This is a genomic window from Roseibium sp. MB-4 (genome assembly GCF_053005265.1).
In genome coordinates this window covers 480,362-504,540 of sequence record NZ_JBRKQB010000001.1, presented here as the reverse complement: position 1 = coordinate 504,540, position 24,179 = coordinate 480,362, and the positions used below count along the sequence as shown (strand labels likewise).

26 protein-coding genes and 3 tRNA genes are annotated in these 24,179 nt (G+C 55.1%); 11 read left to right on the top strand and 18 right to left on the bottom strand.

Annotation, left to right across the window (positions count from 1 at the left end; translation table 11 throughout):
- Positions 1-23 precede the first annotated feature (23 nt).
- Both ACVDG4_RS02505 and ACVDG4_RS02500 read left to right on the top strand, forming a co-directional pair.
- The gene (locus ACVDG4_RS02505) at positions 24-860 is read left to right on the top strand and encodes a phosphodiesterase (protein ID WP_447233907.1); all 837 of its coding nucleotides are present in this window, start codon (positions 24-26) and stop codon (positions 858-860) included.
- A gap of 2 nt (positions 861-862) precedes the next feature.
- The gene (locus ACVDG4_RS02500; protein ID WP_447235073.1) at positions 863-1,426 is read left to right on the top strand and encodes a CAP domain-containing protein; all 564 of its coding nucleotides are present in this window, start codon (positions 863-865) and stop codon (positions 1,424-1,426) included.
- A 36-nt stretch (positions 1,427-1,462) separates the two neighbouring features.
- Here ACVDG4_RS02500 and ACVDG4_RS02495 read toward each other — a convergent pair whose 3' ends face one another.
- Complete coding sequence (locus tag ACVDG4_RS02495) at positions 1,463-2,821, bottom strand: YcaO-like family protein (protein ID WP_447233906.1); 1,359 nt, start codon at positions 2,819-2,821, stop codon at positions 1,463-1,465.
- Positions 2,822-3,108: 287 nt separating this feature from the next.
- On the opposite strand from ACVDG4_RS02495, the gene ACVDG4_RS02490 reads away from it, so the two are divergent.
- Together ACVDG4_RS02490 and ACVDG4_RS02485 are read left to right on the top strand one after the other, a co-directional pair.
- Positions 3,109-3,399: a hypothetical protein gene (locus ACVDG4_RS02490; protein WP_447233905.1), complete on the top strand. Its 291-nt coding sequence runs from the start codon at positions 3,109-3,111 to the stop codon at positions 3,397-3,399.
- A 229-nt stretch (positions 3,400-3,628) separates the two neighbouring features.
- Positions 3,629-3,763 (top strand): hypothetical protein, encoded by a 135-nt coding sequence (locus ACVDG4_RS02485; RefSeq protein WP_447233904.1) that lies wholly within the window; start codon positions 3,629-3,631, stop codon positions 3,761-3,763.
- A gap of 4 nt (positions 3,764-3,767) precedes the next feature.
- Here the strand turns inward: ACVDG4_RS02485 and ACVDG4_RS02480 are convergent, their stop codons facing one another.
- On the bottom strand, positions 3,768-4,133 hold the full coding sequence (locus ACVDG4_RS02480; protein ID WP_447233903.1) for a hypothetical protein: 366 nt from the start codon (positions 4,131-4,133) through the stop codon (positions 3,768-3,770).
- Complete coding sequence (locus tag ACVDG4_RS02475; RefSeq protein ID WP_447233902.1) at positions 4,045-5,751, bottom strand: BTAD domain-containing putative transcriptional regulator; 1,707 nt, start codon at positions 5,749-5,751, stop codon at positions 4,045-4,047. The genes ACVDG4_RS02480 and ACVDG4_RS02475 overlap by 89 nt, the downstream gene beginning before the upstream one ends.
- Before the next feature lie 21 nt (positions 5,752-5,772).
- On the opposite strand from ACVDG4_RS02475, the gene ACVDG4_RS02470 reads away from it, so the two are divergent.
- Positions 5,773-6,213, top strand: coding sequence for a hypothetical protein (locus ACVDG4_RS02470; RefSeq protein WP_447233901.1), 441 nt, complete (start codon positions 5,773-5,775; stop codon positions 6,211-6,213).
- 314 nt (positions 6,214-6,527) lie between these two features.
- Here the strand turns inward: ACVDG4_RS02470 and ACVDG4_RS02465 are convergent.
- A tRNA-Arg gene (locus tag ACVDG4_RS02465) sits at positions 6,528-6,604 on the bottom strand.
- Between the two features lie 112 nt (positions 6,605-6,716).
- Positions 6,717-7,022, bottom strand: a complete 306-nt coding sequence (locus ACVDG4_RS02460; RefSeq protein ID WP_133947138.1) for an ETC complex I subunit — start codon at positions 7,020-7,022, stop codon at positions 6,717-6,719.
- Positions 7,023-7,447: 425 nt separating this feature from the next.
- Between ACVDG4_RS02460 and ACVDG4_RS02455 the strand changes: the two genes are divergently transcribed.
- Positions 7,448-7,696, top strand: a complete 249-nt coding sequence (locus ACVDG4_RS02455; protein WP_447233900.1) for a hypothetical protein — start codon at positions 7,448-7,450, stop codon at positions 7,694-7,696.
- A 28-nt stretch (positions 7,697-7,724) separates the two neighbouring features.
- Positions 7,725-8,240: a hypothetical protein gene (locus ACVDG4_RS02450; protein ID WP_447233899.1), complete on the top strand. Its 516-nt coding sequence runs from the start codon at positions 7,725-7,727 to the stop codon at positions 8,238-8,240.
- On the opposite strand, the gene ACVDG4_RS02445 is transcribed toward ACVDG4_RS02450, so the two are convergent.
- The 5 genes from ACVDG4_RS02445 to ACVDG4_RS02425 all read right to left on the bottom strand — a co-directional run bounded on the left by ACVDG4_RS02445 (position 8,212) and on the right by ACVDG4_RS02425 (position 11,417).
- Positions 8,212-8,925, bottom strand: coding sequence for a hypothetical protein (locus tag ACVDG4_RS02445; RefSeq protein ID WP_447233898.1), 714 nt, complete (start codon positions 8,923-8,925; stop codon positions 8,212-8,214). The two genes, ACVDG4_RS02450 and ACVDG4_RS02445, sit on opposite strands and share 29 nt — an antisense overlap.
- A gap of 204 nt (positions 8,926-9,129) precedes the next feature.
- Positions 9,130-9,206, bottom strand: a tRNA-Pro gene (locus tag ACVDG4_RS02440).
- A 126-nt stretch (positions 9,207-9,332) separates the two neighbouring features.
- Positions 9,333-9,830 (bottom strand): DUF192 domain-containing protein, encoded by a 498-nt coding sequence (locus tag ACVDG4_RS02435; RefSeq protein WP_447233897.1) that lies wholly within the window; start codon positions 9,828-9,830, stop codon positions 9,333-9,335.
- Between the two features lie 88 nt (positions 9,831-9,918).
- Positions 9,919-10,500, bottom strand: coding sequence for a cold-shock protein (locus ACVDG4_RS02430; RefSeq protein ID WP_008195514.1), 582 nt, complete (start codon positions 10,498-10,500; stop codon positions 9,919-9,921).
- A 146-nt stretch (positions 10,501-10,646) separates the two neighbouring features.
- Entirely contained in the window at positions 10,647-11,417 is a 771-nt protein-coding gene (locus ACVDG4_RS02425) for an SIR2 family NAD-dependent protein deacylase (RefSeq protein ID WP_447233896.1), read from the bottom strand.
- Between the two features lie 52 nt (positions 11,418-11,469).
- On the opposite strand from ACVDG4_RS02425, the gene ACVDG4_RS02420 reads away from it, so the two are divergent.
- From ACVDG4_RS02420 to ACVDG4_RS02410, 3 genes are all read left to right on the top strand, one after another.
- Positions 11,470-11,910, top strand: a complete 441-nt coding sequence (locus ACVDG4_RS02420) for a VOC family protein (RefSeq protein ID WP_447233895.1) — start codon at positions 11,470-11,472, stop codon at positions 11,908-11,910.
- A gap of 171 nt (positions 11,911-12,081) precedes the next feature.
- A tRNA-Glu gene (locus ACVDG4_RS02415) sits at positions 12,082-12,157 on the top strand.
- Between the two features lie 294 nt (positions 12,158-12,451).
- Positions 12,452-14,011, top strand: a complete 1,560-nt coding sequence (locus tag ACVDG4_RS02410) for a caspase family protein (protein WP_447233894.1) — start codon at positions 12,452-12,454, stop codon at positions 14,009-14,011.
- Positions 14,012-14,301: 290 nt separating this feature from the next.
- On the opposite strand, the gene ACVDG4_RS02405 is transcribed toward ACVDG4_RS02410, so the two are convergent.
- Both ACVDG4_RS02405 and ACVDG4_RS02400 read right to left on the bottom strand, forming a co-directional pair.
- Positions 14,302-16,239: an adenylate/guanylate cyclase domain-containing protein gene (locus ACVDG4_RS02405; RefSeq protein WP_447233893.1), complete on the bottom strand. Its 1,938-nt coding sequence runs from the start codon at positions 16,237-16,239 to the stop codon at positions 14,302-14,304.
- Positions 16,236-16,913 carry a hypothetical protein gene (locus tag ACVDG4_RS02400; protein ID WP_447233892.1) on the bottom strand — a complete coding sequence of 226 codons (678 nt, stop codon included), beginning with the start codon at positions 16,911-16,913 and terminating at the stop codon, positions 16,236-16,238. The genes ACVDG4_RS02405 and ACVDG4_RS02400 overlap by 4 nt, the downstream gene beginning before the upstream one ends.
- A 265-nt stretch (positions 16,914-17,178) precedes the next feature.
- Here ACVDG4_RS02400 and ACVDG4_RS02395 point away from each other — a divergent pair, with 265 nt between their 5' ends.
- On the top strand, positions 17,179-18,030 hold the full coding sequence (locus ACVDG4_RS02395) for a GNAT family N-acetyltransferase (protein ID WP_447233891.1): 852 nt from the start codon (positions 17,179-17,181) through the stop codon (positions 18,028-18,030).
- Positions 18,031-18,032: 2 nt separating this feature from the next.
- On the opposite strand, the gene lhpI is transcribed toward ACVDG4_RS02395, so the two are convergent.
- From lhpI to ACVDG4_RS02365, 6 genes are all read right to left on the bottom strand, one after another.
- On the bottom strand, positions 18,033-18,977 hold the full coding sequence (gene lhpI, locus ACVDG4_RS02390; protein ID WP_447233890.1) for a bifunctional Delta(1)-pyrroline-2-carboxylate/Delta(1)-piperideine-2-carboxylate reductase: 945 nt from the start codon (positions 18,975-18,977) through the stop codon (positions 18,033-18,035).
- 111 nt (positions 18,978-19,088) lie between these two features.
- Positions 19,089-20,186: a calcium:cation antiporter gene (locus tag ACVDG4_RS02385; protein WP_447233889.1), complete on the bottom strand. Its 1,098-nt coding sequence runs from the start codon at positions 20,184-20,186 to the stop codon at positions 19,089-19,091.
- Between the two features lie 129 nt (positions 20,187-20,315).
- Positions 20,316-21,095, bottom strand: coding sequence for an ABC transporter ATP-binding protein (locus tag ACVDG4_RS02380; RefSeq protein WP_133947127.1), 780 nt, complete (start codon positions 21,093-21,095; stop codon positions 20,316-20,318).
- Positions 21,092-21,847: an ABC transporter ATP-binding protein gene (locus ACVDG4_RS02375; protein WP_133947126.1), complete on the bottom strand. Its 756-nt coding sequence runs from the start codon at positions 21,845-21,847 to the stop codon at positions 21,092-21,094. The genes ACVDG4_RS02380 and ACVDG4_RS02375 overlap by 4 nt, the downstream gene beginning before the upstream one ends.
- An 11-nt stretch (positions 21,848-21,858) precedes the next feature.
- On the bottom strand, positions 21,859-23,064 hold the full coding sequence (locus tag ACVDG4_RS02370) for a branched-chain amino acid ABC transporter permease (RefSeq protein ID WP_209175175.1): 1,206 nt from the start codon (positions 23,062-23,064) through the stop codon (positions 21,859-21,861).
- 3 nt (positions 23,065-23,067) lie between these two features.
- The gene (locus ACVDG4_RS02365; protein WP_133947124.1) at positions 23,068-24,099 is read right to left on the bottom strand and encodes a branched-chain amino acid ABC transporter permease; all 1,032 of its coding nucleotides are present in this window, start codon (positions 24,097-24,099) and stop codon (positions 23,068-23,070) included.
- Between the last annotated feature and the right edge of the window lie 80 nt (positions 24,100-24,179).

The following is a 24,179-nucleotide window of genomic DNA, read 5'->3' as shown; positions in this document are numbered from 1 at the left end:
CGCAACATTCCTTTGGCAATCATATGGCACTCATTGCACATATTACCGATTTGCATCTTCGTCCGCGCGGACTTGCCTGCTATCGCGTCTCCGATACAAACATGCTGGCGGAACGGGCGATCCCGGCCTTGAACGGCCTGACGCCACGCCCGGACGCAGTCGTTTTGACTGGAGACCTCACAGACAAAAGCGATCCACGGGAATATGCACTTGCCCGGCAGATCCTGTCGCGGCTCGCCATGCCGGTGTTCATGATCCCCGGCAACCATGACGGCAGCGCCGATATGCGCCGCGAGATGTCCGGGTTTCCGGGTATGGACGGCGATGCAGAGGGCAAGCTCTGCTACACCGCCGGCATTGGCGATATCCGGCTCATCGCGCTTGATACGAACATCCCCGGCAAACCGAATGGCGAACTCGGCACACCGCAGCTGAATTGGTTGTCAGATCGTCTCTCGGAGGACAATCGGCCGACGCTCATCGCCCTCCACCACCCGCCTGCCCTCAGCGGCATTCAGCACATGGATGCGATTGGCTTGAATGACGCCGGTGCGCTCGCGGAGGTGATCGGCCCGCACAAGCACATTCAGCGGCTGCTTTGCGGTCATCTGCACCGCCCGATCATCGCGGAGTTCGCAGGCAAGATCATGACGCTCGCCCCCAGTACGGGCCACCAGGTCGTTTTGGATTTGACCGAAGATGGGCCGCCGATGTTCAACTTCGAACCGCCCGCATATTTCCTTCATCACCATACGCCGCAAGCAGGCACAGTGACCCATATGGCCTATGTCGAAGCATATCCCGGACCGCATCACTTCTTTGCCGATGAGGGTGTTTCCTGGCCGGGAGATGACGCGTGACAATGATTTTCGGCAGCCAGAAAAACAGAGCTATTCAGTGCCTGCGCACCCTGCCCTTGATCTTGCTCCTTGCTTTCTTGGCAGGCTGCGGTGCGCTGCCTGGCGGTCAAGTCGAATTGGAAGACCGGCCGGTCTTTACAGATGTCGATGTCAGCACCTCTTCTCTCATGGCGATGGTGAATGCCTATCGCGCAAAGAATGGTCTTCCGGCCTTGCGTCACGATCCGGCGCTTGATGGTGTCTCGCAAGATATGGCGCGGCATATTGCCAAACGCGACAGCATGGACACCTGGCAGCACAGCGCCTTCGGTCTTTCCCAGCGGCTCGACAAGGCGCGGTACCCGAATTACGCAGCTGCAGAAAATCTGGGTGCCGGCTATGCGGATCTGCCTGCAGCTTTCCGCGGCTGGCAAGGTTCCGAAGGCCACAACAAGAACTTGCTCAATCCGTATGTGACGCGTGTCGGAATTGCCCGCACCAATCGCAGCAATGGAAAATGGCGGAATTTCTGGGTCATGACGCTGGCGCGGCCGCAAGCCGACGGCCGGCCGGTCCCCGTCAATTAACAGACTGCAACAGGATCAAAGTGCTCCTGAGCATGACTAGAATGGGAACGGGCGCTCTGAGAAGACCTTTTCCCGTTCAGGTTCAGTGCGCAGTCCGCGCTCGACCACGCCACTAAAGAGCCTGTCTTTGCCAAACCGCGGCTGCCAGGTGCACAATTCGGGTGAGAACAGTTTGATGCAGGGCACACCAAGATCCGGACGTGTCGCATCAAACTCCCAAACTGTAATTCCCTTCTGCCGCAAGGCCTCCAACAATCCGTCATAAGTAAAGGCTTCGGCTTCAGAAAAAGAAGCCGCTACCGAGGCTTCTCCAACTGGCCAATCATCCAGGATCGATCTCTGGCGGGCATACCGAAGCTGAGATGGAATTTTGCTGCCTTGCTCATGGGGACGATCTGGGTACGCAGTCTCCATCGCAGACAACGAGATTTCTCCCTGCAGCATTTCGGTGATTGCTCCGAAGATCGCTGATCCGAGATCCCATTCGGCACAAGCACCAAACGCTGCCGCGTGACCATCGTCGCGGTGAGAAATGGCAACGGCCACATGGACCGGCAGATCAGTTTCGACCCTGCAAATCGTTGTCTTTCGGTGGCGCTCAGACAGATATCTCATCAAGTTGTCAGAAATTTTTTCGCGCAAAACCGGCCTGGGTACCACTGTTATCCCCAAGCGGTTGTACCATGCCTGAGCCACTGCATCGCGCTCTGCAAGCTCTAACAGAGCCCGCTCCCGCGCGCCTTCTAAGTCAGACCAGACCGCACACCCAACTGTTGACGAAACGCCTACCGTGAGACCGTGTTCGAGAACAACTTCTCCGAAAAGAGCCGCGAATGCAGGTAGCCGCGCCTCAGTCCCGTTTAACAAATTACTCACGCGAACAAGACGATTACTCAACTTACTCCAATCGATTACAGAACCACGGGACTCCCGCCCCAACTCCGTTCGCTTGCGAAGCAAATCACTCGTCTGGGCCTCACTAAATCCCAGTATGGATGCAAGATCGGCTTGATACTCACCCTTCGTAACACCAACAACACGCGGATCATCTTGCCCAAGAGAACAAAGGGTTAATCTTTCAGCAACCTCCCCAATACAACTAATAGATGCACCTATTTTCGTATTTGCTTGCCCACCGGCAGCAAAGGACCCAGTCGCCTTTGCCGTATGCTGCTCATCAGAGTTTTGAGGCGGAACAACAGCGGTACAAAAATGGATTGGACAGCTTGGAAGAGAGACAGGCACCAGGCGAACCCGGCCGGCTCGCAAGACCGGCTTAAACAGCCGCAGAGCCTGCTCGGCATCCGGATTAACCGGTCTCACATCTCGCTCCGTGCCCGCGATCAGACCGGCACTCACAAGCCCACTCAGAACCTCTGGCATAAAACGCTGCATCGCTCCCCCACACAAAAACGTTCTGCGACTAAAGCATTCCTGAGAACATGATCAAGTATATTTTTTGATCAACAGACTCATTAGAAATTGCGAAGCGGTAGCATTTACGCTTTTCTATTGTTTTACAAAAATATTGATGCATTGTTTTTGTGCAGGATCAAGTAGTCAGAATATATTGTTACTTACAGTACCGATACAACGTGATTACTTTCCAGTTTCGGGGCTATTATTACTTTTGCCGCCGACAAAATTGAAAAACATACAACCGAATAAACTGGAGGCTTAGCATGCACACTCTTTCAACTACCAATCGCGAACTGGCCATTGGTTCGAAACTTGGTGAAATCATCCAGAACTCAACAGAACGCGCCAAGTTTGCGGAACACCCGGAAGCCACACTGTCGGAGCTCGGCCTCGCAACAGATGTTAAAATCTATGCCGACACCGCGGACAAGGTGCATCTGGTCATCCCGGCAAAGATTAATGAAGCCCGCGTTGCAGCAGGTGATGAAACTTATTTCGAAGAGCTTGGCCGCCTGGCGTTGGCGAGCTGTCATTATGAAGAAATGCCGGACTGATCGACGACCGATCTTTCTTGCACCTGCGACCGGAGGCCACCAACTCCGGTCGCAATCTTCAACCGCACCCACAAGGTTTTGCCCGATGGCCAGGTTTCCTCATTACCGTAGCAACGTTGTTGCACTCGGTCAGCTGCTCGCTCACGCTCGGATGGATAAGGAAAAGCGTCGAAAGCTTATCCAGAATCCAAAGGATGAACTACGGAAAATTGGTTTGCCGGAGCATGCAATGCAATTGATGGATTTCGCGGTTGTTGACGCCACACAGGCAAAGACGACAGTGCTCCCCTATCGCCTGAATCAGAAGAAGATCGATCAGGCAGATCCCTGTTACCTTGTCCCACTAGCCCGTCAGTTTTCCTGATCAACTAGATCGCAGCCCTGTCGCCAAAGAAGTATCTCTTGACCAACTGAACACCGCGGTCATATGAGGCGCGTGTTTTGGGGTCTTGGAAGAAGTTGATACGTCGCCCCCACTCATCGGGGTCGCCCGTACCCAGCCCAGCCTGATCGATTACCGTGGCCAAGCTTTCGCTATGCCGGCTCAAAAGATCCAGGGCTTCGGCGTCTTTCCCTGCACATACAAGTGCAGCGACCCGCGTTGTCAGCCCAACAATGCTCTTGTAGGACGCGCGCTCGATTATTTTAGCGGCCGTTTCGAAATCTTCGGATGCGAAAAAAACCAGAGAGTAATACTCGTAGAAGACCCGCGGCACGGTTGTGAACAGGTTCATCGCCTTTTCCGCTTTGCTCCGAGGCAAGCTCAACTTCACCAGCAAATGCCAAGCCTTCAGCAGCTGAAATCAGATTGATTGGATCGACGCTGTTCAAACGAATGGCTTGCATAAATGACCGGCGGGCCTCATCGGCCAAGCCTGATTGGATAAGCGCCCACCCATGAGTTCTCAGGTTAATCGGCTGCCACGGGTCCAGTTTCACGGCATGTTCGCACAGTGACATAATCTCATCCCACGACAGGACACTGTCGCGATCCTCAACCCGGTAGTGCAATAGCTGTTTAATGTTCACCAAGGCCTTTCCGGAGTACGACATTGAGAACGTGCTATGGCGTTTGGAAATCTCCTCCAGGATTTGCAATGCCTTCCGGTCAGATTTCGGATCAAACTCCACCATCAAGGCTTCCGCCTGGCACCACCGCGCAAACGCAGAACTGTTTTTCGGATTCCGAAGCTTGTTTGTCACGTGACTGTAGATGCGACCTATTGTGTGACTGGCCGCATTCTCAATACCATCCCACTCTTGCAAGTCGACGACTTCGCTGAACACAATCCGTCCTTCGGCACGGTCCTCAAACTGGATCAATACTCTGCCGGAACGATCATTATGTTGAAAACGAAGTAGAAAATTTCCTCCATCGTCGCCCTGAACCAGCACGGGCGGAGGTCCTTCAGCATCGCCGAAGTAATCTGATTGAAAGAGATCAAAGGACCTATATGCGGAAAGACCGCTGACAATCTCCTCGCGCAAGTAAATTCCATCGTTGGGCGCAGTGCGGGCCAACTCGGACGAAACAATCGAAACCTTGGGGAAATGAATAACATTGTCCGACCCGTGATCCACGACCGTGACATCACTTCCATCCGGATCTTGCCAGAATTCTGGGTTCTGCGGCCTGCTCACCACAAATTGCGCATTTGACGGGCCTGAGCGCGCAGTTACCGACAACAAATCCCGGGTTTCCTGTTCCGGCACACCGTCCAACTCTTTCAGCTCGCGCTCACAGGCCCGCAATTGCTGTTCCGCCCGCTCCCGTTGGCCGCGGTGCAGATAGATCTGGATCAGCGCGCGGTGGGCCGGCTCAAAGGCGGGATCCATATGCAGAAGGAAGTGGGCGGCAGCTTCCGCCCCGGGGGTGGCAGCAGCGACAACTGCGCCAGAAAGGTGTTTCAGCGTGGCATCCATCACCTCGTCCCGGATGCGCTGACGTTCAATCAACAGCCAATCCGTAAAGACAGGATCGATATCCTCAAAACCAGTCAGATAATCGCCGCGCCATAAAGCAATTGCGGTGTTGAAATCCGGTGAATCGGAGGTGTTCAGCAGGTCCAGAAGGTACGCCAGATCAGTAGGCAAGCTTCCCGCAAAAATTTGAATATGCCCGCCTTGGGTTTTGACCACATCGAGCCCGGCAATTTCTTCTGCCGTTTTCAACTGTTTTAAGGCTTGGCGAAGCGATTGCATGCCTCTGTGTCCGGTCGCACTGCTCCAAAGAAGATCGGCCACGGCCTCGCGGGATGCGCTCAAGTCACTGATACGGCTGACATAACCGAGGATAGCAAGTGCCTTGCGGGTTTTGGTCGCGACAGGATCGCCGTCTGCCCCCTTCAGCATCGGTCGCCCGAGACCCGCAAAGTGTGGAACTGGGATCCTCACCGTAAGACTTCCTTCACTCACGTCATTTTTGACAGCGGCCACACAACCCAGAATGCAACGCTGCGTGAAATACACGAAGACTTTATCACGCTCGTTTCACGCTTCAAGAACAACATGGCGATCTTGAAAGGCTTCCAGAGTGCAGGAATCCTCCAAAAGACAGCAACACTGGTGGGTGGTATTATGTCTCAGTCTAACGTTAAAACAGATCCAAAACTTGATCAGGAACCTCCCGTAGAGGCCATCAAGCGTATGATCCGTTATACGCAAAAGGAAGCTGACAAAGACGGTCGGACCTTTTGCTCATATTTCCTCGATATGGCGCTTCAATCCCTTGAAGACGGCAGTGAAGACCTCGACAGTATTCTGAAGTCCAAGGTAACCCCCTTGATGGTCAATCAAACCAGCACGGGCACCTGAAACACTGGCCCCATTGCATCTTGGCGGCAGCGGTTCTGGTCCTCACTGGATCGCGGCATGTCCAGCTTCAGTGCAACGCTCCAAAGACTGACCGGGACACGGGATCCCGGTCTTTTTTCGTTCAAAAACTAAGTGCTATCAAAAGGGGCTCAATAAAGTAGAAGACTGGATCGATCTGCGTTCGAAGGTCATAAGTGTGCGATTTTTCGCAACTGAAGATGACCGCTTCCTGGCACTACTAAAACTGAAATTGTAAACCGTGATAGCCGGTCCAACAGTTTCATAGCTTTTAATAATTGCACTAGCAGAAATTGTGGCGACCCCGGCAGGATTCGAACCTGCGACCATTCGCTTAGAAGGCGAGTGCTCTATCCAGCTGAGCTACGGGGCCGTGAGCTCGAGATTGCTGAGCCCTTTGTGCGGCAAAGCCGCCAATCCTGTCGACATCAAAACAATCATTTCAACAATCATTTTTGTTTGACGACAAGGACATCACTACCGGCTTAGTGCGTCCAGGGCGCGACGCGGTCGAATTTGAAATTATCAGCGTAGGCAGCACCTCGTACCACACGTGCCTGCGATTTCTCTACACGATATGGGATGCCCTGGCGCTTTGCATAAGCGACGGCGTCTTCCTGGCTTTCGAACACCATGCGCACTTGCTGCTTCATATCCGAAGACGACGTGTAACCCATCAAAGGTTCGACGGACTTGGCCACCTCCGGTTCAAAATCCAGAACCCATTTTTGCGTTTTGGCCTTGCCGGACTGCGTCGCCGTTTTTGCCGGCTGGTAAATGCGCGCGACCATAGGTCTTATCCTGTGCTCAGTTTGACGTGTGGCAGATCTTTAATGAGCTTGTTCCCTCCTTTGGTCCGGAAGTCAATATCTGCCGTCTAACTGCGCTGATTTCGCGCGCTAATTTACAGCGCACCTCTAGCGAACTCATGTTACGGCCATGACCGGATTGCCGGGAAAAAAGATCCCAAACAGAAACGACGCTTCGCATGCAATGCTGAGTTAACGATGTGAAAGAAATTGGACAATCAGTTGCGTTGCATTATGGCACAAAAACACAACCTATGCTATCTATCTGCCTAGAATGAGAAAGTTACGAGTGCATTCTGCCGTTAAGTTCTGCCACCCGAATTGTTTGGCAAATAAGAACACCGGCAAAAAATGGTGTCCGGGACCCGAAAGGCTGATCCGCTCACCCAATAACAGGAAGGCCAGTCATGCAACATCACTTTCAGAACCTTTTTGGTTTTAAGAGCGATGATCAGATTTCTTTTGATCTGCCTGAAACAACTCGCCTGGACCCAGTTGGATTGCGCGCTGATATTGACGCTGCAAACCTCAGCGAGATGTGGACCATGATCTTAACACTCGACTACGCCGTTGAAGACGTTGCCGACCTCCCGCTTGAGAAACAGGAAGAATTCTTGAACGTCATGTCCTTGTTGCTCACTGCGTTCAATCGGTAAGGCGAAACGAAAAGGGTACCATAATACTGTGCTGACACGTCCGGCATCTCAATTCACAGAGCTTGGGACCAAGGTTATAGAACAAGGCCTTGCAGACCCGAAACTGTCTGAATTCTACGAAGCAATTCAATCGGCGTCGCACCAGGCCACACCCAGCTCGCTCAAACCTTACATCAATTATTTAAGCCTGTGTTCCGACAAGGTTTCAGACATGGAACCGCCTCCGATTTTCTATGTTGGACGAGAATCCAGTCAACGGCTGCTGTTCGGCGATCAGTGGGCCAACCCGCAAGCCTCGAGCGGTCCGGCAACCGGATTGCGCACACCTGATCCGGAATTGGAAAAAGCTTCAGCTGACGCCTATAAGGCGGCGCTCAATCTTCAGCCCTATTACGGTTACGCACGCACCCTGATCTCACTTGACGGCGAGACATACGAAATCGCGTTCGAACGGCTGATCGTCGGGATCAGACCGGCACCAGCGGCAAGTTATCAGATTTGCGCCTACTTCGGCGTTATTCAGGATCTGCAGCGCCGCCTGTAGCCGCTATCGTCCGTGCGAGGCCAATAAGGTCGCTGCGGGTGGAATACACCAGCCAATCATCCGGGCGGATGTGGCCGGGCGGCATCTCCCAATGAGTGCCACGGGGCACGAACCGCCGATACCCGACCCGGATGCCAAACCCTTTTTCAGCGGCAGTCGCCGCCATCAATCCATAGAGATAGTCAGGCGACCATTTCAACAGGGCCACAAGAAAGCCAAGTTGGGTCAAGGGCTCAGCAAGCCCTTTGCCGCGGACATCCCGGCGCAGCCACAAATTGCCGTGATAAACAATCTTCCCCCGGAGGAAATACGCATCGTGGGCATGTTCGTTGCCGAAACGCGCTTGCGGATTCGGATCGACAAATATCCGCCGCTGCTGTTGCTGCCAGTGTTCTGCAAGGCTCCGGTCCTGGAGATCCTCAACCTTCGCGGCCTGAACGGAAACGACATTTCCTCGATTGTCATACGCGCCGATCCAAAAGGCGGTTGACCCATGGAGATCGAAAAACCGGGGCGAAAAGTCCTCCATCAGATACTTGTCTTCAGTCTTCCGGATGGTCTTCTCGAATAGGCCAAAATCGCTGCTTTCCCTAACAGTCAGCCCGCCGTCTGAAATTAGCGCCTTTACAACGGCGATCGCCGCGGCCACCTCCAAGGTCGTTTGGTGTTTTTGATCGTTGATCATCTCGCCCTGCCTGCCTCGGGCAAAGCGGTCCCGCCGCTTCTCTCCCGGTCCCCAGACAAAGTTGAGACACCTCTGAGGGATGCACAAGGAAAACAACACAACTTCCCCGATTTCCTCAGAAACACAGCTTTGATCAAACCAATATCCAGACAAACAAAGCGCTTGCTGGTTAGCCGTCATAATAGTTTTTATGGAAAGAGGAAGTGGTCGGGGCAGCAAGATTCGAACTTGCGACCCTCTGGTCCCAAACCAGATGCGCTACCAGGCTGCGCTATACCCCGACGGCTGGTTCGGGCGGTGTATCCGCGTTTGCTTCGTTCGTCAAGTAGCGAAAGTCACGCCCTGAGCTCATGCTTGTGGACAGTCAATTTCAGAGCTGTGATGCACTTCCAAAGACACAGGCTTCATCAGGTGTCGTTCAGCCCCATCGAGCCGGCAACAACTTCGTCTCCCGGTTTGATGCCAAGCTTGGCCGCAGTTCCCGCATTGAGCTCAAGAACGAATTTTGCCGGCGCACCGGACGGGATGACTTTTTCCGAATACGGCGTGGTGTCGGCTGCAATGCTGACGATCGTCCCTTGAGAGGAAATGAAAATGATATCGAGCGGCAGCGGTGTGTTTTTCATCCAGAAATGGCGCTCGAATTCGCCGTCAAATATGAACAGCATGCCATGTTCGGCTGCCATTTCTTCGCGGAACATCAGCCCCTTCGCCCGCTGCGTATCCGTTGAAGCCACTTCCACCGTGAACCGATGTTCGTTCGCGCCGGAAAAGACGGTCAGCGGCTCGGTTGGCGGTGTTTGACTGTTCCCGGCAAACGACCCGTTGCTGACGGCGCTCAAAAGGATGGCAAAGCCTACACATAATGCCAGGGCAACGGATCGGGACAATTGGTACGCGTTCATGAGAACTCCGGTTGCGACAGGTCCTACCCAGATACACCATTAAAAACGGCCGGAACATGTCCGGCCGTAAACTGTGATGTATCCCGGTTCAATGAGACGCTGGAATGTGGGTTCCGCTTCCGACCGGTCGAATCTCGGCGGCCATACGTCCCTTCGGACCGGTCCCGAAGCGCACAAGCACTTCTTGGCCTGGCCGAAGTTCGGTAATGCCATACCGTCGAAGCGTCTCCATATGGATAAAGATGTCTTCGGTCCCCTCACCTTGTGTCAGGAAGCCGAAGCCCTTCACACGATTGAACCACTTGACGGTCGCGGTCTCGAAGCCGGTCTCCGGGACGACTTGTACGTGGGTCCGCGAAGGCGGCAATTGAGAAGGGTGAACGGCCGTACTCTCATCCATGGAAAGAATACGAAACGCCTGAAGACCGCGCGGCCGGTCCAAAACCTCGCACACGACACGTGCACCTTCGTAAGCGGTCTGGAAGCCGTCCCGCCTGAGGCAGGTCACGTGAAGCAGAATGTCTGTCTCGCCACTGTCCGGCACGATAAAGCCGTAGCCCTTACCGACGTCGAACCATTTAATCGTTCCGGCAACCTCGAATACATCAACGGCAACATCTTCCGTCAGGTCTTCGAGTGCGCGGGGATCCCGTGCGGCTTTAACCCCCATAATCAAATGTCCCGTCTCTGGTGCACATCTACCAGCTATGGGCCCGATAACCACGCACCCGACAGCTGATTCCTAACAAAAGGATAACACCGCACATTTCGCCGGAAAGAAAAATTAACAGACTAACCACAGACGATTTCAGCGATTTACGCCGATTTCATAGGAAAATTTGCGAAAGTCGCCGCGAGTGGAGTTCGCAAGATAGCTTTCGCGATCGAATCGATCGGCGTTTCTTCCCGGTTGAGAATCACCAGATCTGCACCGCTGCGGGCTGCGATAACGGGCAATTGCGCAGCCGGGTGCACCAACAGGGAAGACCCGAGCACGAGAAACACATCACAGGACTGGCATGCGTCCACCGCCCTATCCATTTCCTTTTCCGGCATGGCCTGACCGAAACTGATCACCGCTGCTTTCAAAAGCCCACCACACGCCGTGCAGCGCGGACTGGTCCCAGCCTCGACTGCGGTTTTTTGATCATCCAGGGCGGCCTCACGGCCACATTCCAGACAAGTGGCAAAGGTGGAGTTGCCGTGCAGCTCGATCAGTTTGCCCGCTGAAACTCCCGATCGCTGATGCAATCCGTCGACATTCTGCGTGATCAAGGTGGACAACTGTCCATTTGCATCAAGACTGCTCAGTGCAAGATGCGCTGCATTCGGTTCTGCGTCCGAGAAAAACGACTGCATTTCGAACCGCCGGCCCCAGTCTTCAAGACGGCTCTCTTCAAAAGCCAGAAAATCCTGATATTGAACAGGAGCACGTTGAGACCAAATACCACCGGGTGACCGGAAATCCGGGATGCCGGAATCAGTTGAGATACCCGCGCCCGTCAAAGCCACGATCGATCCCGTGGGCATTTCGGCGAAAGACGACACAAATTCCTGCGCTTCGGCCAGTTCGGTGATGATCTTCATGAGCCGGTCCGTTGCTCCATCAAATTTAAAACGCTGCTAAAGAGGGTAAGACATGCGTTATTTGCACACCATGGTTCGTGTTTCCAATTTGGAAGAATCGCTCGACTTTTACTGCAACAAAATGGGCATGACCGAAACCCGCCGCTATGAAAGCGAACAGGGCCGGTTCACTCTTGTGTTCTTGGCAAGCTCTGATGACGTTGACAGCGCGAAGGAAAATGCCCGTCCGGTTCTGGAACTCACCTATAACTGGGACCCGGAAGAATACACCGGCGGTCGCAACTTCGGTCACCTCGCGTATGAAGTCGACAACATCTATGAGTTCTGTGAAGCCTTGCAAAATAAAGGTGTGACCATCAATCGCCCGCCGCGCGACGGCCGCATGGCTTTTGTTCGCTCCCCAGACAACATCTCTTTCGAGCTTCTGCAAAAAGGTCAGGCCCTTGAAATCAAGGAACCCTGGGCGTCTATGGGCAACACCGGCGAGTGGTGATCCGGCTAAGGGTATCCCCGCCGAGCTCAGACAAATGATTTCCGGCGGATCGCCGGTTTTCAACAAGCACAGGCCCGAGTTTCCGGGCCTGTGAAATTTTCTCCAAAAGGCACTTGCGGGCCAATCATTTCCCGCCTATAAGCCTCCCCACGACGCAACCGCGTCGACCGCGCGCCCATCGTCTAGCGGTCTAGGACGCCGCCCTTTCACGGCGGAAACACGGGTTCGAGTCCCGTTGGGCGTGCCATTTCTTTCCCAACAATTTCAATGTGACCGGATCTGCGGTTTCCAAGCGCAGACTTAATCGTGGCCAATTTGCTTGGCACCGTCTATAATCGTGGCCGATTTGGGGCATACGAAATTGGCGGAATTGCTGGACTCATTTCATTGTCTGACAGCAAGATGTCTTTTCCGGCCTCTTGTGACAAACATTACAATCTAAAAGCGCGTCTGCAGGTATTATGAGTTCAGAAACGAACAAATATCTGAACAAGATCGGACCAACCGACCGGCGACACCAGATCGATGAAAGGACATGGAGATGTTCAAACACTTGATCGCCGTGCTTGTAATTGCATTGGCAGGCACATCACCTGCGTTGGCGAAACGCGTTGCGCTTGTAATCGGCAATGGCGCCTATGAACATACAGTCGCACTGCCAAACCCGGCCAATGATGCCGAAGTAATGGCCGGAAAACTCCGCGGCCTCGGTTTCGACGTTGTGTCCGGCATGGACCAGACCTATTCGGACATGCGCCGGACGGTTATGGAGTTCGCAAAGAAGGCCTACGGGGCAGACATTGCGATCCTCTTTTATGCAGGCCACGGCATGCAGATCGCCGGCCAAAACCTTCTAATCCCGGTTGACGCTAGAATAGAAGACGAGACCTCGATTGATTTTGAGACAATCTCGGTCGACTTCATCATGCGCCAGATGTCGAAAGACGTGAAAGTACAGATGGTCTTCCTTGATGCCTGCCGTGACAACCCGCTGGCCCGCACCCTGGCCCGCCGCATGGGGCCGAGCCGGTCTGGCAGTGTCGGCACTGGTCTTGCCGAGATCAAAGTCCAGGAGACCGGTGGTGAAGGCTCTGTAATTGCATTTTCAACCAGCCCGGGCGATGTAGCTCTCGATGGTGAGGGCAGCAATTCGCCGTTTACATCGGCTCTTATCCGTCACATCGACACCCCGAACGCGTCCATTCAAACCGTCATGACACGGGTCACCGGTGACGTTTACGATGCAACAGAAAAGCGGCAGCGCCCGTGGGTGAACGCCTCCCTGATTGGAGAGGTATTCCTGAACAAACAAGCTGATGTTGGTTCTCAGCAAGTTGCGAGCCTTGGTGACACCGCCAAATCAGTGCCGCAGGCGACTGCTCCGGCAGCCTCTGCCGCAGCAACCCAATCCACGATAGCCTGGGAGCGGGAAAAGCTGGTTTGGAACACCGTGAAAGAAAGCGACACAATCGCCGATTATGAAGCTTATCTTTCTTCCTATCCGGATGGGACCTTCAAGAACTTCGCACGGAATGCCATAAAGCGCCTTCAGTCTGGAACGCAGGTTGCGTCCCGGAACTCGACAGCAACTGACAACGCAACAGAGACTGGTGTGGCTACGACTGCGACCAATCTCCCAGACCCGCAAAAATCTGTTGCAGGCACTGCAGATACCGAAGCATCTATCGGCTGGAACCGCACGGCACGCCGTGAAGTCCAGACACGGCTGAACCTTTCCGGCAACAATGTCGGTCGTCCCGATGGCGCGTTTGGGCCGAAAACCCGCGCTGGTATCACGGCTTGGCAGACCCAGAACGGTTTGGTCCCGAGTGGCTACTTCACCGCTGCGCAATACGTGCTGCTGACGTCTCAGACCGAGGCTCAATACGCAGCCTATGTTGCCGAGGTGAACCGCAAGCGGGCGGCGGCGGCTGCAGCTAATAAAACCCGCAGCAGCACCACGCGCACCAACACAGCGACCAACCGCAACCAGAACACGCGACAGCAAAACAACAACAACGGTGGCAACACCGCGGGTGCAGCGTTCATGGGCGGCGTTGTAGGCGGCATCATTGGCGGAGCAATCGGCAGCCGGTACTGACCTTTCGCGGCGGACCTATTGCTCGCCGCCAAGTGCGATACACGAAATGAAAGGCCGGTCCCAGACCGGCCTTTTTGCTGGGGCCGGCGGCTCCCGCATCCGGAGGATGCATTGGCACCACTGAAACTCAATACACCGAAAAGACTGAGTTCGCCGCTGTCTCAAGCGCTGGGTTCGCATTGATTTTGTTGAGAGGCCTTTGCAGCACCGGACCGGCAAAACTTCAATTTCCGGCTGACGGATAGAAACAAAAATGGCCGATCCAAAGGAAAACATCGACTCTTGAAATTCTAGCTGGAAAACTTGACCAAGTTGGCGGGTTGTTTGCTTTCATTACCGGTCAAACTCGCGCTTACATCGCTCTCTATGAACACCGCAGGATCATCGACAGTGAAAACTTGAGTGTCGTGGCTGAGGCCACGCAATCTGCCGCTCCAGATGTTTTTGACCGGATATCCGTCTTGCAGATTGCTGGCGACCGGGTCGCTGAACGCCAGCCGAACTTTCCTGTCCTTCGCAACGCTTTCGATCCGGCTGGCCGTGTTGACGGTGGTGCCCATAACAGTAAAGGAGCGGCGGTGTTCTCCGCCAATGTCTCCGACAAGCACAGGACCGGCATTTAAGGCAATGCGGAGATCAAGGCTGCCTTGGCCTGTCTCTTTTCGGATCTCATCCAGCAGGGCAATGATCTCACGAGAGGCGTCGACAGCTGCTTGTTCGGAGTTTTCGACCGTATTCGGTGCATTCCAGACAGCCATGATGGCATCGCCGATGTATTTGTCGATGTAACCGCCATGCTTGGTAATGACCTGCCCGATCATGTCAAAACAGGTGTTGACCACCCGAACCACCTCGTGATCGGGCAGTTTTTCCGACATTTTTGTAAAGCCGACGATGTCGAGGAACGCCACGACGACGTGACGCGTTTCCCCCCCAAGGGCTGGAAGTTCCTCGGAATCCGCCATTTGCTTGATCACATCCTCGGACAGATAGTGACCGAACAGGTTGACCAGGGATCGTTGACGCCGTTGCAAAACACCGACCTTGCCAATCGCGGCCACAATCATCGCCGCGATCACAGCTACAGGCGCAACGCCCGGCGCAATCAGGTAGCCAGATTGCAAACCAAAAAAACTGATGCCGAACGCAACCGAGATGCCACCAACGGCGACCACAGGCAAAATCGACAGGGGAAGAAGCAGGCCCGCCACAGTTCCAGCGACCGCAAAGACAAAGGCCAGCAGTGCCAAAGTGCCAGCTGGCGGGTCCAGGGCAATGCGGCCTGACAAAGCCGCCCCGACCATGTCGGCCAAAACAAATACACCGGCAGTCGCATGCCGGACCCCAGGACGGCCACTCTCACCCGTTTCAGCAATCTCGGCGGACATTTGGGGCAAAAACCGGTCAGAATATAGATGTTCGTCCTCATTTGGCATGGTGCTGCCGAACAGGATCACCCGCCCTTCAGAAAACGCTTTGATTTCCTCCCTGCCCGCTTCTGATTCGGTCAGCGCCAGCAAATCAATCAAGGACAGGTAGGGTATCGATGACGCAAGCCGATGTTCCGGGATCATCGTGTAACTTGTCGAGATGGAGGCGTCCGCGCTCGCCAACAAGGCATCAATCAACAAGGGAGAGTCGATGAGCGGAAGCTCTGGCATGTGTCGGCGGACGACGCCATCCGTATCGGGCGTAACTTCGGCAAAGCGGACGCCGGACGTGCCGGCAGCGGCGGAAATAGCCCTGTGGGGCACACCTGTACTTGTGCGCGACACAAAGACCTTACCGCGGTTTTGATAGAGAAACCTGAGGAACGGCCGGTCAAAGCCGCGCAGGCGCTCCTCGCCGGTGTTGGGGTCAGCAAAAGAATCGGCGCTAAAGGCAAATACGAAATCATAGCCGACGCCTGCCGCACCAGCGTCCAGAACCGCCTGCCCTGCCGTTGCCAATACAGGGCTCATGAAAACACGAGGGACAGTCGCCAGCCGGTCGGAATTCAAAGACACCTGGTCAAGCCCGACAACGGCCACCGGTGCGCGCTGGTTCTTTTCTTTCTGAGATAACAGAGACTTGGACTGAAAAAGCCGATCGACAAACCAGCCTTCCCAAATGGCGTTTTGGGCGCCAAGACCAAGGGCCGTTCCGGCAGCAAGTGCCAGAAACGCGATTACAGCAGTCAGCCGTTTGCGGCCAAGTAAATGGACTGAAAACGGACGCCCCGCTGTCATTTTACAACTACGACAGCCGTCTTCCGTCCAACAGTCGCCGGATCGATCGTGAACTCCCGCATGACAACTTCACCGTCGGCCGTGCTGCTCTGCAAGAAGAGCTGCACGTCGATTTTGTCAGTCTCCTCATCGCGGACCGGCATATCGGTCAAGACATTCTCACCGAGTTCGAACCGCTTCGGTTCACCGCCTTCAAAGGACACGAACACACTGTCATATTCAGTCTTCAGCTGGTCGTCGAAACGGAGCATCAGCGAGGCTGCTGTTTTATTGGCCGCCTTGATGCTGCGAAGTGTGACGGTCAGGCCCTTGTCGGCAGTGTCCGGATCCGTTCCGCTGTCTGCCTGCAGACAGTTACCGGCCCGCAGTTCCTTTTCCTCTCCACCATCGACTTCGTATCCGGCGGACGTGAAGACCACACGGCCAGCGGTTATCCGCACCTCACGGCACGCGCTGTAGTCGAGGAGATCAATGTGTCCGGAATTGCCAAGTTCGACAACATCTCCGGCTGAGAGTTCGCTGAATGCTGGAAAAGCAACAGCCTTTGACTTGTCCAAAACGAGGGCCAAGGGCTCGGCAAAACCAACGCCGGCACTTGCCACAACACCGGCCGCGGCCAAACCAGCAGCCATGGATTTCGGATAGAGTGAGAAGAAGCCAAACGCGGTCTTCATGACGGTCTCCTGAAAAATCACGCACAATACGGCGCAGGATCGCAGCCGTTTGTTTGAATGGATTATAGCACCGGACGGCGCCAGACATGTGGTCTTGGTCACAAAAACACCGGACCGGCTGCAACATCAGGAAATTACTTGGTAAAATTGCGCCGGGATTTCTGTCTTTTCGCGGCAGTTACCGACTCAATGCCTATTTTAAGCCCTGATCGACTCATTTTATGGTCCTGTCAGTCCAACAATTCGCGCACGCTTCGGAGGCACCATGGCGGTCCAATTGAACATAAGAAACTTGAACGCCGAGGATATCCAGACCGCCATCGACTGGGCCGCGGGCGAAGGTTGGAACCCGGGTCATGAAGATGGCTTGGCGTTTTTGGAGGCAGATCGTACCGGTTTTTTCGCCGGCGAAATCGATGGGGAACTTGTCACAGTCATCTCCGGTGTTCGTTACGGTGATGGTTTCGGCTTCATCGGCCTGTTCATCACGCACCCGGATCACCGCTCCAAGGGACATGGACAATTGGTCTGGGATCACGCGATGACCTATCTTCATGGTCGAACCATTGGTCTGGATGCGGTGAAAGAACAGACGCCGCGCTACGCAAAGCATGGGTTCAAACCTGTCTACCGGAACGTGCGCTACGCGGGCATTGCCATGTGCGACACCCCCATGGACTCCCGGCTCACACCAATTGGCCAGGGCCTGTTTCCGTCCGTTCTTGACTACGACCGGAAGTTTTTCCCGGATGAAAGAGCAGACTTTCTGAAACTTTGGACCGCCCCCACAGCCCAAACCCGACGAGGTTTTGCCTTTGTGGAAAACGGCGAAGTTCAAGGGTATGGAGTGCTGCGTCAATGTCTGGAAGGGTTCAAGATCGGGCCTCTGTTCGCAGACACTCCAGAGATTGCAGACACCTTGTTCCGCGCCCTCGCCGGTCAAGTGAAAGGCCAGGCCATCATTCTGGACATCCCGGAACCGAATGCGGCTGCCCTCTTGCTCGCCGAGAAATACGAGTTGTCACCGGAGTTCGAAACGTTCCGAATGTACAAAGGCCCGGCTCCCGACCTGCCGCTCGATCAGAAATTTGGCATCACCACTTTTGAACTTGGATAAATCTATTTTCGCGCCGTTTCATAGGCGAGCATGGCGCCCGCAAGGTCTTCCAATGCCGCTCCCACCGATTTGAAGAAGGTCACCGCATCATCAGACTGTCGTCCTGGTTGGGTACCTCGGCAAAGGTCATAAAGGTCGGCCTTGATGGCCTCCGGTGTAATCACACCGGCCTTCAGGGGCTGGACCACGTCACCGCCTTCCACAAGGCAGCCATCTCTTGTATCGACATAGAGGTCCGCGCGTTGGACCAGGCCGTCATCGCTTTCCCGCATGGAGGGCTTGAACGCGCCCACCAAATCGACATGAGCGCCCGGTTTAACGAGGGCGCCCTTGATCAGCGGTTCGTTGGAAAGTGTCGCAGCGCTAATGATATCCGCCTTGCCGAGAACATCCTCCAGATGACCGACGACGGTCACAGAAACCGGATAGGTCGCGCCAACATGGCGGGCAAGTTCAGCGGCCTTTTCCTTCGAACGGCCCCAGATTGTCACCTGCTTGATCGGCCGAGCCGCCATATGCGCGGCCACGAGATTTGGGGCAAGACGGCCCGTGCCGACAATCAGCAAATGACTTGCGTCTTCCCGCGCAAGATATTTGGCTGCGAGCGCAGATGCCGCCGCCGTCCGCCGGGCAGTCAATTCGCCCCCGTCAATCAAAGCCAGCATTTCGCCGGTCTTGGCGGAAGACAGAAGATACTGCGCCGCCACTGCCGGCAATCCCCGCGCAGAGTTCCCCGGCATGACGTTGACCACCTTTACCCCGGCGTATTCACCTGGCACCCACGCCGGCATCAAGAGCATGGTCGCGTCCGGTTCTCCCGACATTTCCATGTCATGGTGGTGACGGGTCGGCATCACACATCCGGAACGGAAAATCTCTTCCAGAGCGTCGATCAGAGCAGGAAATGGCAGTGCGTGACGGGTTTGGTCTTCAGAAAGGAGCAGCATAGGCAACCGGAATCAAGGGGATTGGAAACAGAAACTGCTTGCAGGAAATCATATTTGCGGCGGCAGTCCAACCACCACTTGACTGAAGTCAGCAGCCAGTTGGTCCGCGTTTCACGAAAGATCGAAGATCAGCATGATATAGGCTGCGAACAAGGCAAGATGGACAGCACCTTGCAGGTAGTTCGTCGTGCGGCTGCCGAAGGTTAAAAGGCTCACAAACAGGGTCAGCACCAACATGATAATCTCGGTCGTTTCCAGGCCAAGTTCAACCCGCAAGCCGGTCCACCATCCGACAATCAAGACAGCGGGCACAGTCAAACCAATCGTTGCCACTGCCGAGCCGAGACAGATATTGACGGCCCGCTGAAGCATGTTGTCCCGCGCGGCCTGCACCGCACTCATTCCCTCCGGCATCAAGACAAGTGCAGCGACAATGAAACCACTGAAAGCAATCGGCGCGCCGACGGCGGCAATTCCGAAGTCAACGTAAAGTGCCAAACTCTTTGACAGGAGTATGATCGGCAAAAGCGCGCCGAAAAGCCCAATCACATGAAACGGAACGGTCCGGACAACCACACCATGATGTTCATCATGACCGGCACTATCCGGTTGGCGGAAGATGTCGCTGTGGGTCACGGTCTGTATGGCCAGGAAAACACCATAGAGAATTACTGACATCACGATCTCAAAACCGACTTGAAGCGGCGACAGTTCACCACCTGGAGCGGAATGCGTGATGCGCGGCAATACAAGCGCAAAAATTGCGAGCGGCACAAGCACGGACAAAAACGCGTTCGCGCCTTGAAGATTATAGGTCTGGTTGCGATGCTTTAGGCCGCCCAGCAACAGACAAAGCCCAACCAAACCGTTCAGGACGATCATCACGACTGAGAACATTGTATCCCGCGCCATGGTCGGAACCGCATCGCCGGACAGCATAATCGCAACGATCAGAGCCACTTCAATGCCGATCACAGCCAGTGTCAGGATCAAGGTCCCGTATGGTTCGCCGAACAGTGTCGCCAAGCCTTCGGCATGGCGCACGACGGAGAAGGCGCACCACATGACAACGACAAAGATCAGCACGAGCAGGATCAGGCTGCCAAACGTGCCAACTGCGGCTGGTTTCAGACCATCGCCAAGCAGCTTGAAGGCGGCAAAGGCAAGGAACCCGACGAGGCTCGGAAGTTCTGATCGTAATATGGACATCCCGCCGCCCCAGCCCGAAGAATCAATCAAATATTGCGCCCACTATAAGCGGCGCTGCTGGTCGGACAACCGAACAAAAAAAAGGCCGGCGCAAACGCCGACCCTTGATCATCCAGTATTCTGGCAGCTTTAAATCGCGAGATACTCCTGGCGAAGCTCCGCGTTGTCGAGCACCTCTTGCGCGGTGCCGTCAAAAACAACCTCACCCATGTCGAGGATCACCGCCCTGTCCGCCAAGTGGAGCGCTGCGATGGCGTTCTGCTCAACGATGATGGTTGTCATGCCGAGATCCTTCACGCCTTCCAGAATGCGCTCGATTTCCTGGACGATAACCGGCGCCAAGCCTTCATAGGGCTCATCCAACAATAGGAGCTTGATGTCCCGTGCCAGGATACGGGCAACCGCAAGCATTTGCTGTTCACCACCGGACATGGTGGTGCCTTCCTGGTTGCGCCGCTCTGCGAGCCGCGGAAAATGCTCATAGATCCGCTCGATCGACCAGCCCTTGGGCTCTGCGATCTGAGACAGCTCCAGGTTCTCCTGAACCGTGAGGCCTGGAATGATGCAGCGGTCCTCTGGCACCAGGCCGACCCCGTTTTGAGCGGCCTGAAAGCTCTTCATTTCATGCAGCGGCTTGTGGTCGAGCCAAATTTCCCCGTGGGTGAGCGCGGGGTCGTCCATGCGGGCGATCGTCCTCAAGGTCGAGGTCTTACCAGCACCGTTCCGGCCAAGAAGAGCAAGGATCTCGCCTTCGCGCACGTCGAAGCTGACGCCCTGCACGATGTAACTCTCGCCGTAGTAGCCGTGAAGGTCCCAGGCAGAAAAGAAGGCCGGAGCACCACCGCGGGCTTTCTTTGGCGGAACAGCCGGCGCCGTCTTGCCGGCGAATTGGTCTTCAAGAATGGTCACAGGTGCGCTCCTCCGAGATAGGCTTCCTGAACTTTCGGATCTCCCTTGATGTCTTCTGGCTTGCCTTCGGCGATGATCGCCCCTTGCGCCAGAACGGAAACCTTTTCGGCCAGCGAGAACACAACGTGCATGTCGTGCTCGATGACCACCTTGGTAATGCCGCGGTCACCGATGCGTTTCAAAAGATCGATGGTGTTGTTGGTATCTGCCCGGGACATGCCAGCTGTTGGCTCGTCCAGAAGCAGAAGTTTCGGATCCTGTGACAAGCACATCGCAAGCTCCAGCCGGCGTTTGTCACCACGGGATAAGGAGCTCGCTGTGATGTCGCCCTTTTCGGCGAGACCGACATCTTCCAGCATATGCATGGCCTTGTCGCGAATCTCGGCATCCTGATCCACCCGCGCAAACGCGTGGAGTGCAAACTCGCCGTCCCGCTTGGCAAGTGCCGGGATCATAATGTTTTCCATCAGGGTCAGATCGCCGAAAATTTCCGGTGTCTGGAACACGCGCGACACACCCACCTGGTTGATCTCGTGCGGTTTCATGCCGGTCAGAGAAATGTCCCCGAACATCACGGTTCCGGTATCTGGAGCCAGACGCCCGATCATGCAGTTGAGGAAGGTCGACTTACCGGCTCCGTTCGGACCGATGATCGCATGGACGGTGCCTTCTTCCACACTGAAGTTAACGTTGTTGAGAGCCCGAAGTCCGCCAAACGACTTGTTTACGCCCTCGACTTTGAGGATTTCCATATCAAATCACCTTATTCAGCTGGCGCGGCGGATGGTTTGGCACCAGAGCCTTTCGCGGGGGACGACTTGCGCTTGAACAGCCGCCCGATCCTCTCAAGACCTTCCATGATGCCACCAGGCAGGAAGATAACGATCAGCATGAACATGATGCCAAGCGTCAGGTGCCAGCCCTTGCCGATGAACGGGTGGATGACGAAGACCAGGAAGTCAGCGATGCCTTCCGGAAGACCGGAGAACCATTCGTAGAGGATGTTGTCGTTGATCTTGGAAAAGATGTTTTCCAGATACTTGATGAAACCAGCTCCAAGGACCGGACCGATCAAGGTGCCTGCACCGCCGAGGATGGTCATCAGGACGACCTCACCAGACGCCGTCCACTGCATGCGCTCCGCACCTGCAAGCGGATCCATCGCCACCATAAGACCACCAGCCAAACCGGCATACATCCCAGAGATGACGAAGGCAGCAAGTGTATAGGGCTTAGAGTTCAGACCAGTGAAATTCATACGTTGCTGGTTGGACTTCACCGCGCGCAGCATCATGCCGAAGGGCGAGCGGAAAATCCGGATCGCGATATAGAAAGCGATCATCATCACGACAGCGCAGAGGTAGTATCCCGCATTGAACGTGAACAACCACCCGCCAACGGCCAATTCAAAACTGTCGCGCATGTCGATCCCAAAGAAGTGGGCAAGCGGAATGGTCCCATCTACCTGGCTCACGCCGAGGATACGCGGATCATCAAGCGCAAGCTGCAGCCCGGTTTCACCGGCCGTGATTGGGGTGAGGACCGAATAAGCCAGAGAGAACGACATCTGAGCGAACGCGAGAGTCAGGATCGAGAAGTAGATGCCTGAACGCCGCAGCGAGATGTATCCGACGATGACAGAGAACAGACCGGCAAAGATCACCGAGATAATGATGGCCGGCAGAACGTTCATGGTCAGCAGCTTCATCATCCAGACGCCAGCGTAGGAACCAACACCCAGGAAGGCGGCGTGACCGAAGCTGAGGTAGCCCGTCAGGCCGAAGAGGATGTTGAAGCCAATGGCGAAGATCCCGAAAATCAGGAAGCGTTGCATCAGGTCCGGATAGCCTGCGTTGAATTGCGCGAGCTCTGAATTTTCCGGAAAGGGGTTCAGAAGGAACGGCGCAAATACAACCAGCAGCAAGACGAGGATGAAGAGCGACGTGTCTTTTTTGTTAAGTCCAAGCATGATTTAGCTCTCCATTACGCCCTTGCGGCCCAACAGTCCCCGCGGACGGGTGAGAAGGATCACAATCGCAACGAGATAGATGATGATCTGGTTGATGCCCGGCAGCAGGGCGACGACCTGCGCCATGGACGCAAAGCTTTCGAGAATCCCGAGCAGGAAGCCAGCAGCGACGGCCCCGGGCAACGAGCCCATGCCGCCAACAACCACCACGACGAAGCTGAGGACAAGGAAGTCCATCCCCATGTGGTAGTTGGGTGAATTGATTGGGGCATACATCACGCCTGCAAGGCCTGCCACAATCGCAGCAAGGGCGAACATGATGGTGAAGCGCCGGTCGATATCAATGCCGAGCAATCCGACCGTTTGCCGGTCTGCCATACCCGCTCGAACAACCATGCCGAAGGTTGTGAACTGGAGGAAGGCGAAGACCCCGCCGATAATGACCGTGGCGAACAGGAAGTAAACAATCCGCCAGTACGGATAGATGATGACATTCGGGTCCATTCCGATCATCGCACCGAAATCAAAGCTGCCAGCGAAGACTTCCGGAGCCGGTGTCGGGATCGGATTTGCGCCGTAGAAATACTTGATGATTTCCTGAAGAACGATCGCCAGGCCGAAGGTCACCAGGATCTGGTCCGCATGCGGGCGCTTGTAGAAGTATTTGATCAGGCCGCGTTCCATGAACAGGCCGACCAAGGCCATGATCGGAATTGAGAACAGGATCGCAAGGGGCACCGACCAATCAATAATCGCGCCTCCCATCTCGGGGCCAAACCAGGCTTCCACATAAGGTGTTTCAACCTTCAGCGGGTTCCCGAGGAAGTCGGTCCGGGTATCGTCGATGGTGGTGAACGACACGGACAGCAGACGGTTCAGTGTGACCGCGCAAAAGGCCCCGATCATGAACAACGCGCCGTGGGCGAAGTTGACAACGCCCAATGTGCCGAAAATGAGGGTCAGCCCAAGGGCGATCAGCGCATATGCGGACCCCTTATCCAGACCGTTCAAGATTTGAAGAAGTATCGCGTCCATCGCTCTCAGCTCGGATCAACAGCGCGTGGCGGTAGCCCCCAACCGCGCTAGATTACAAGGAAAACACCGACAGGGCAGAG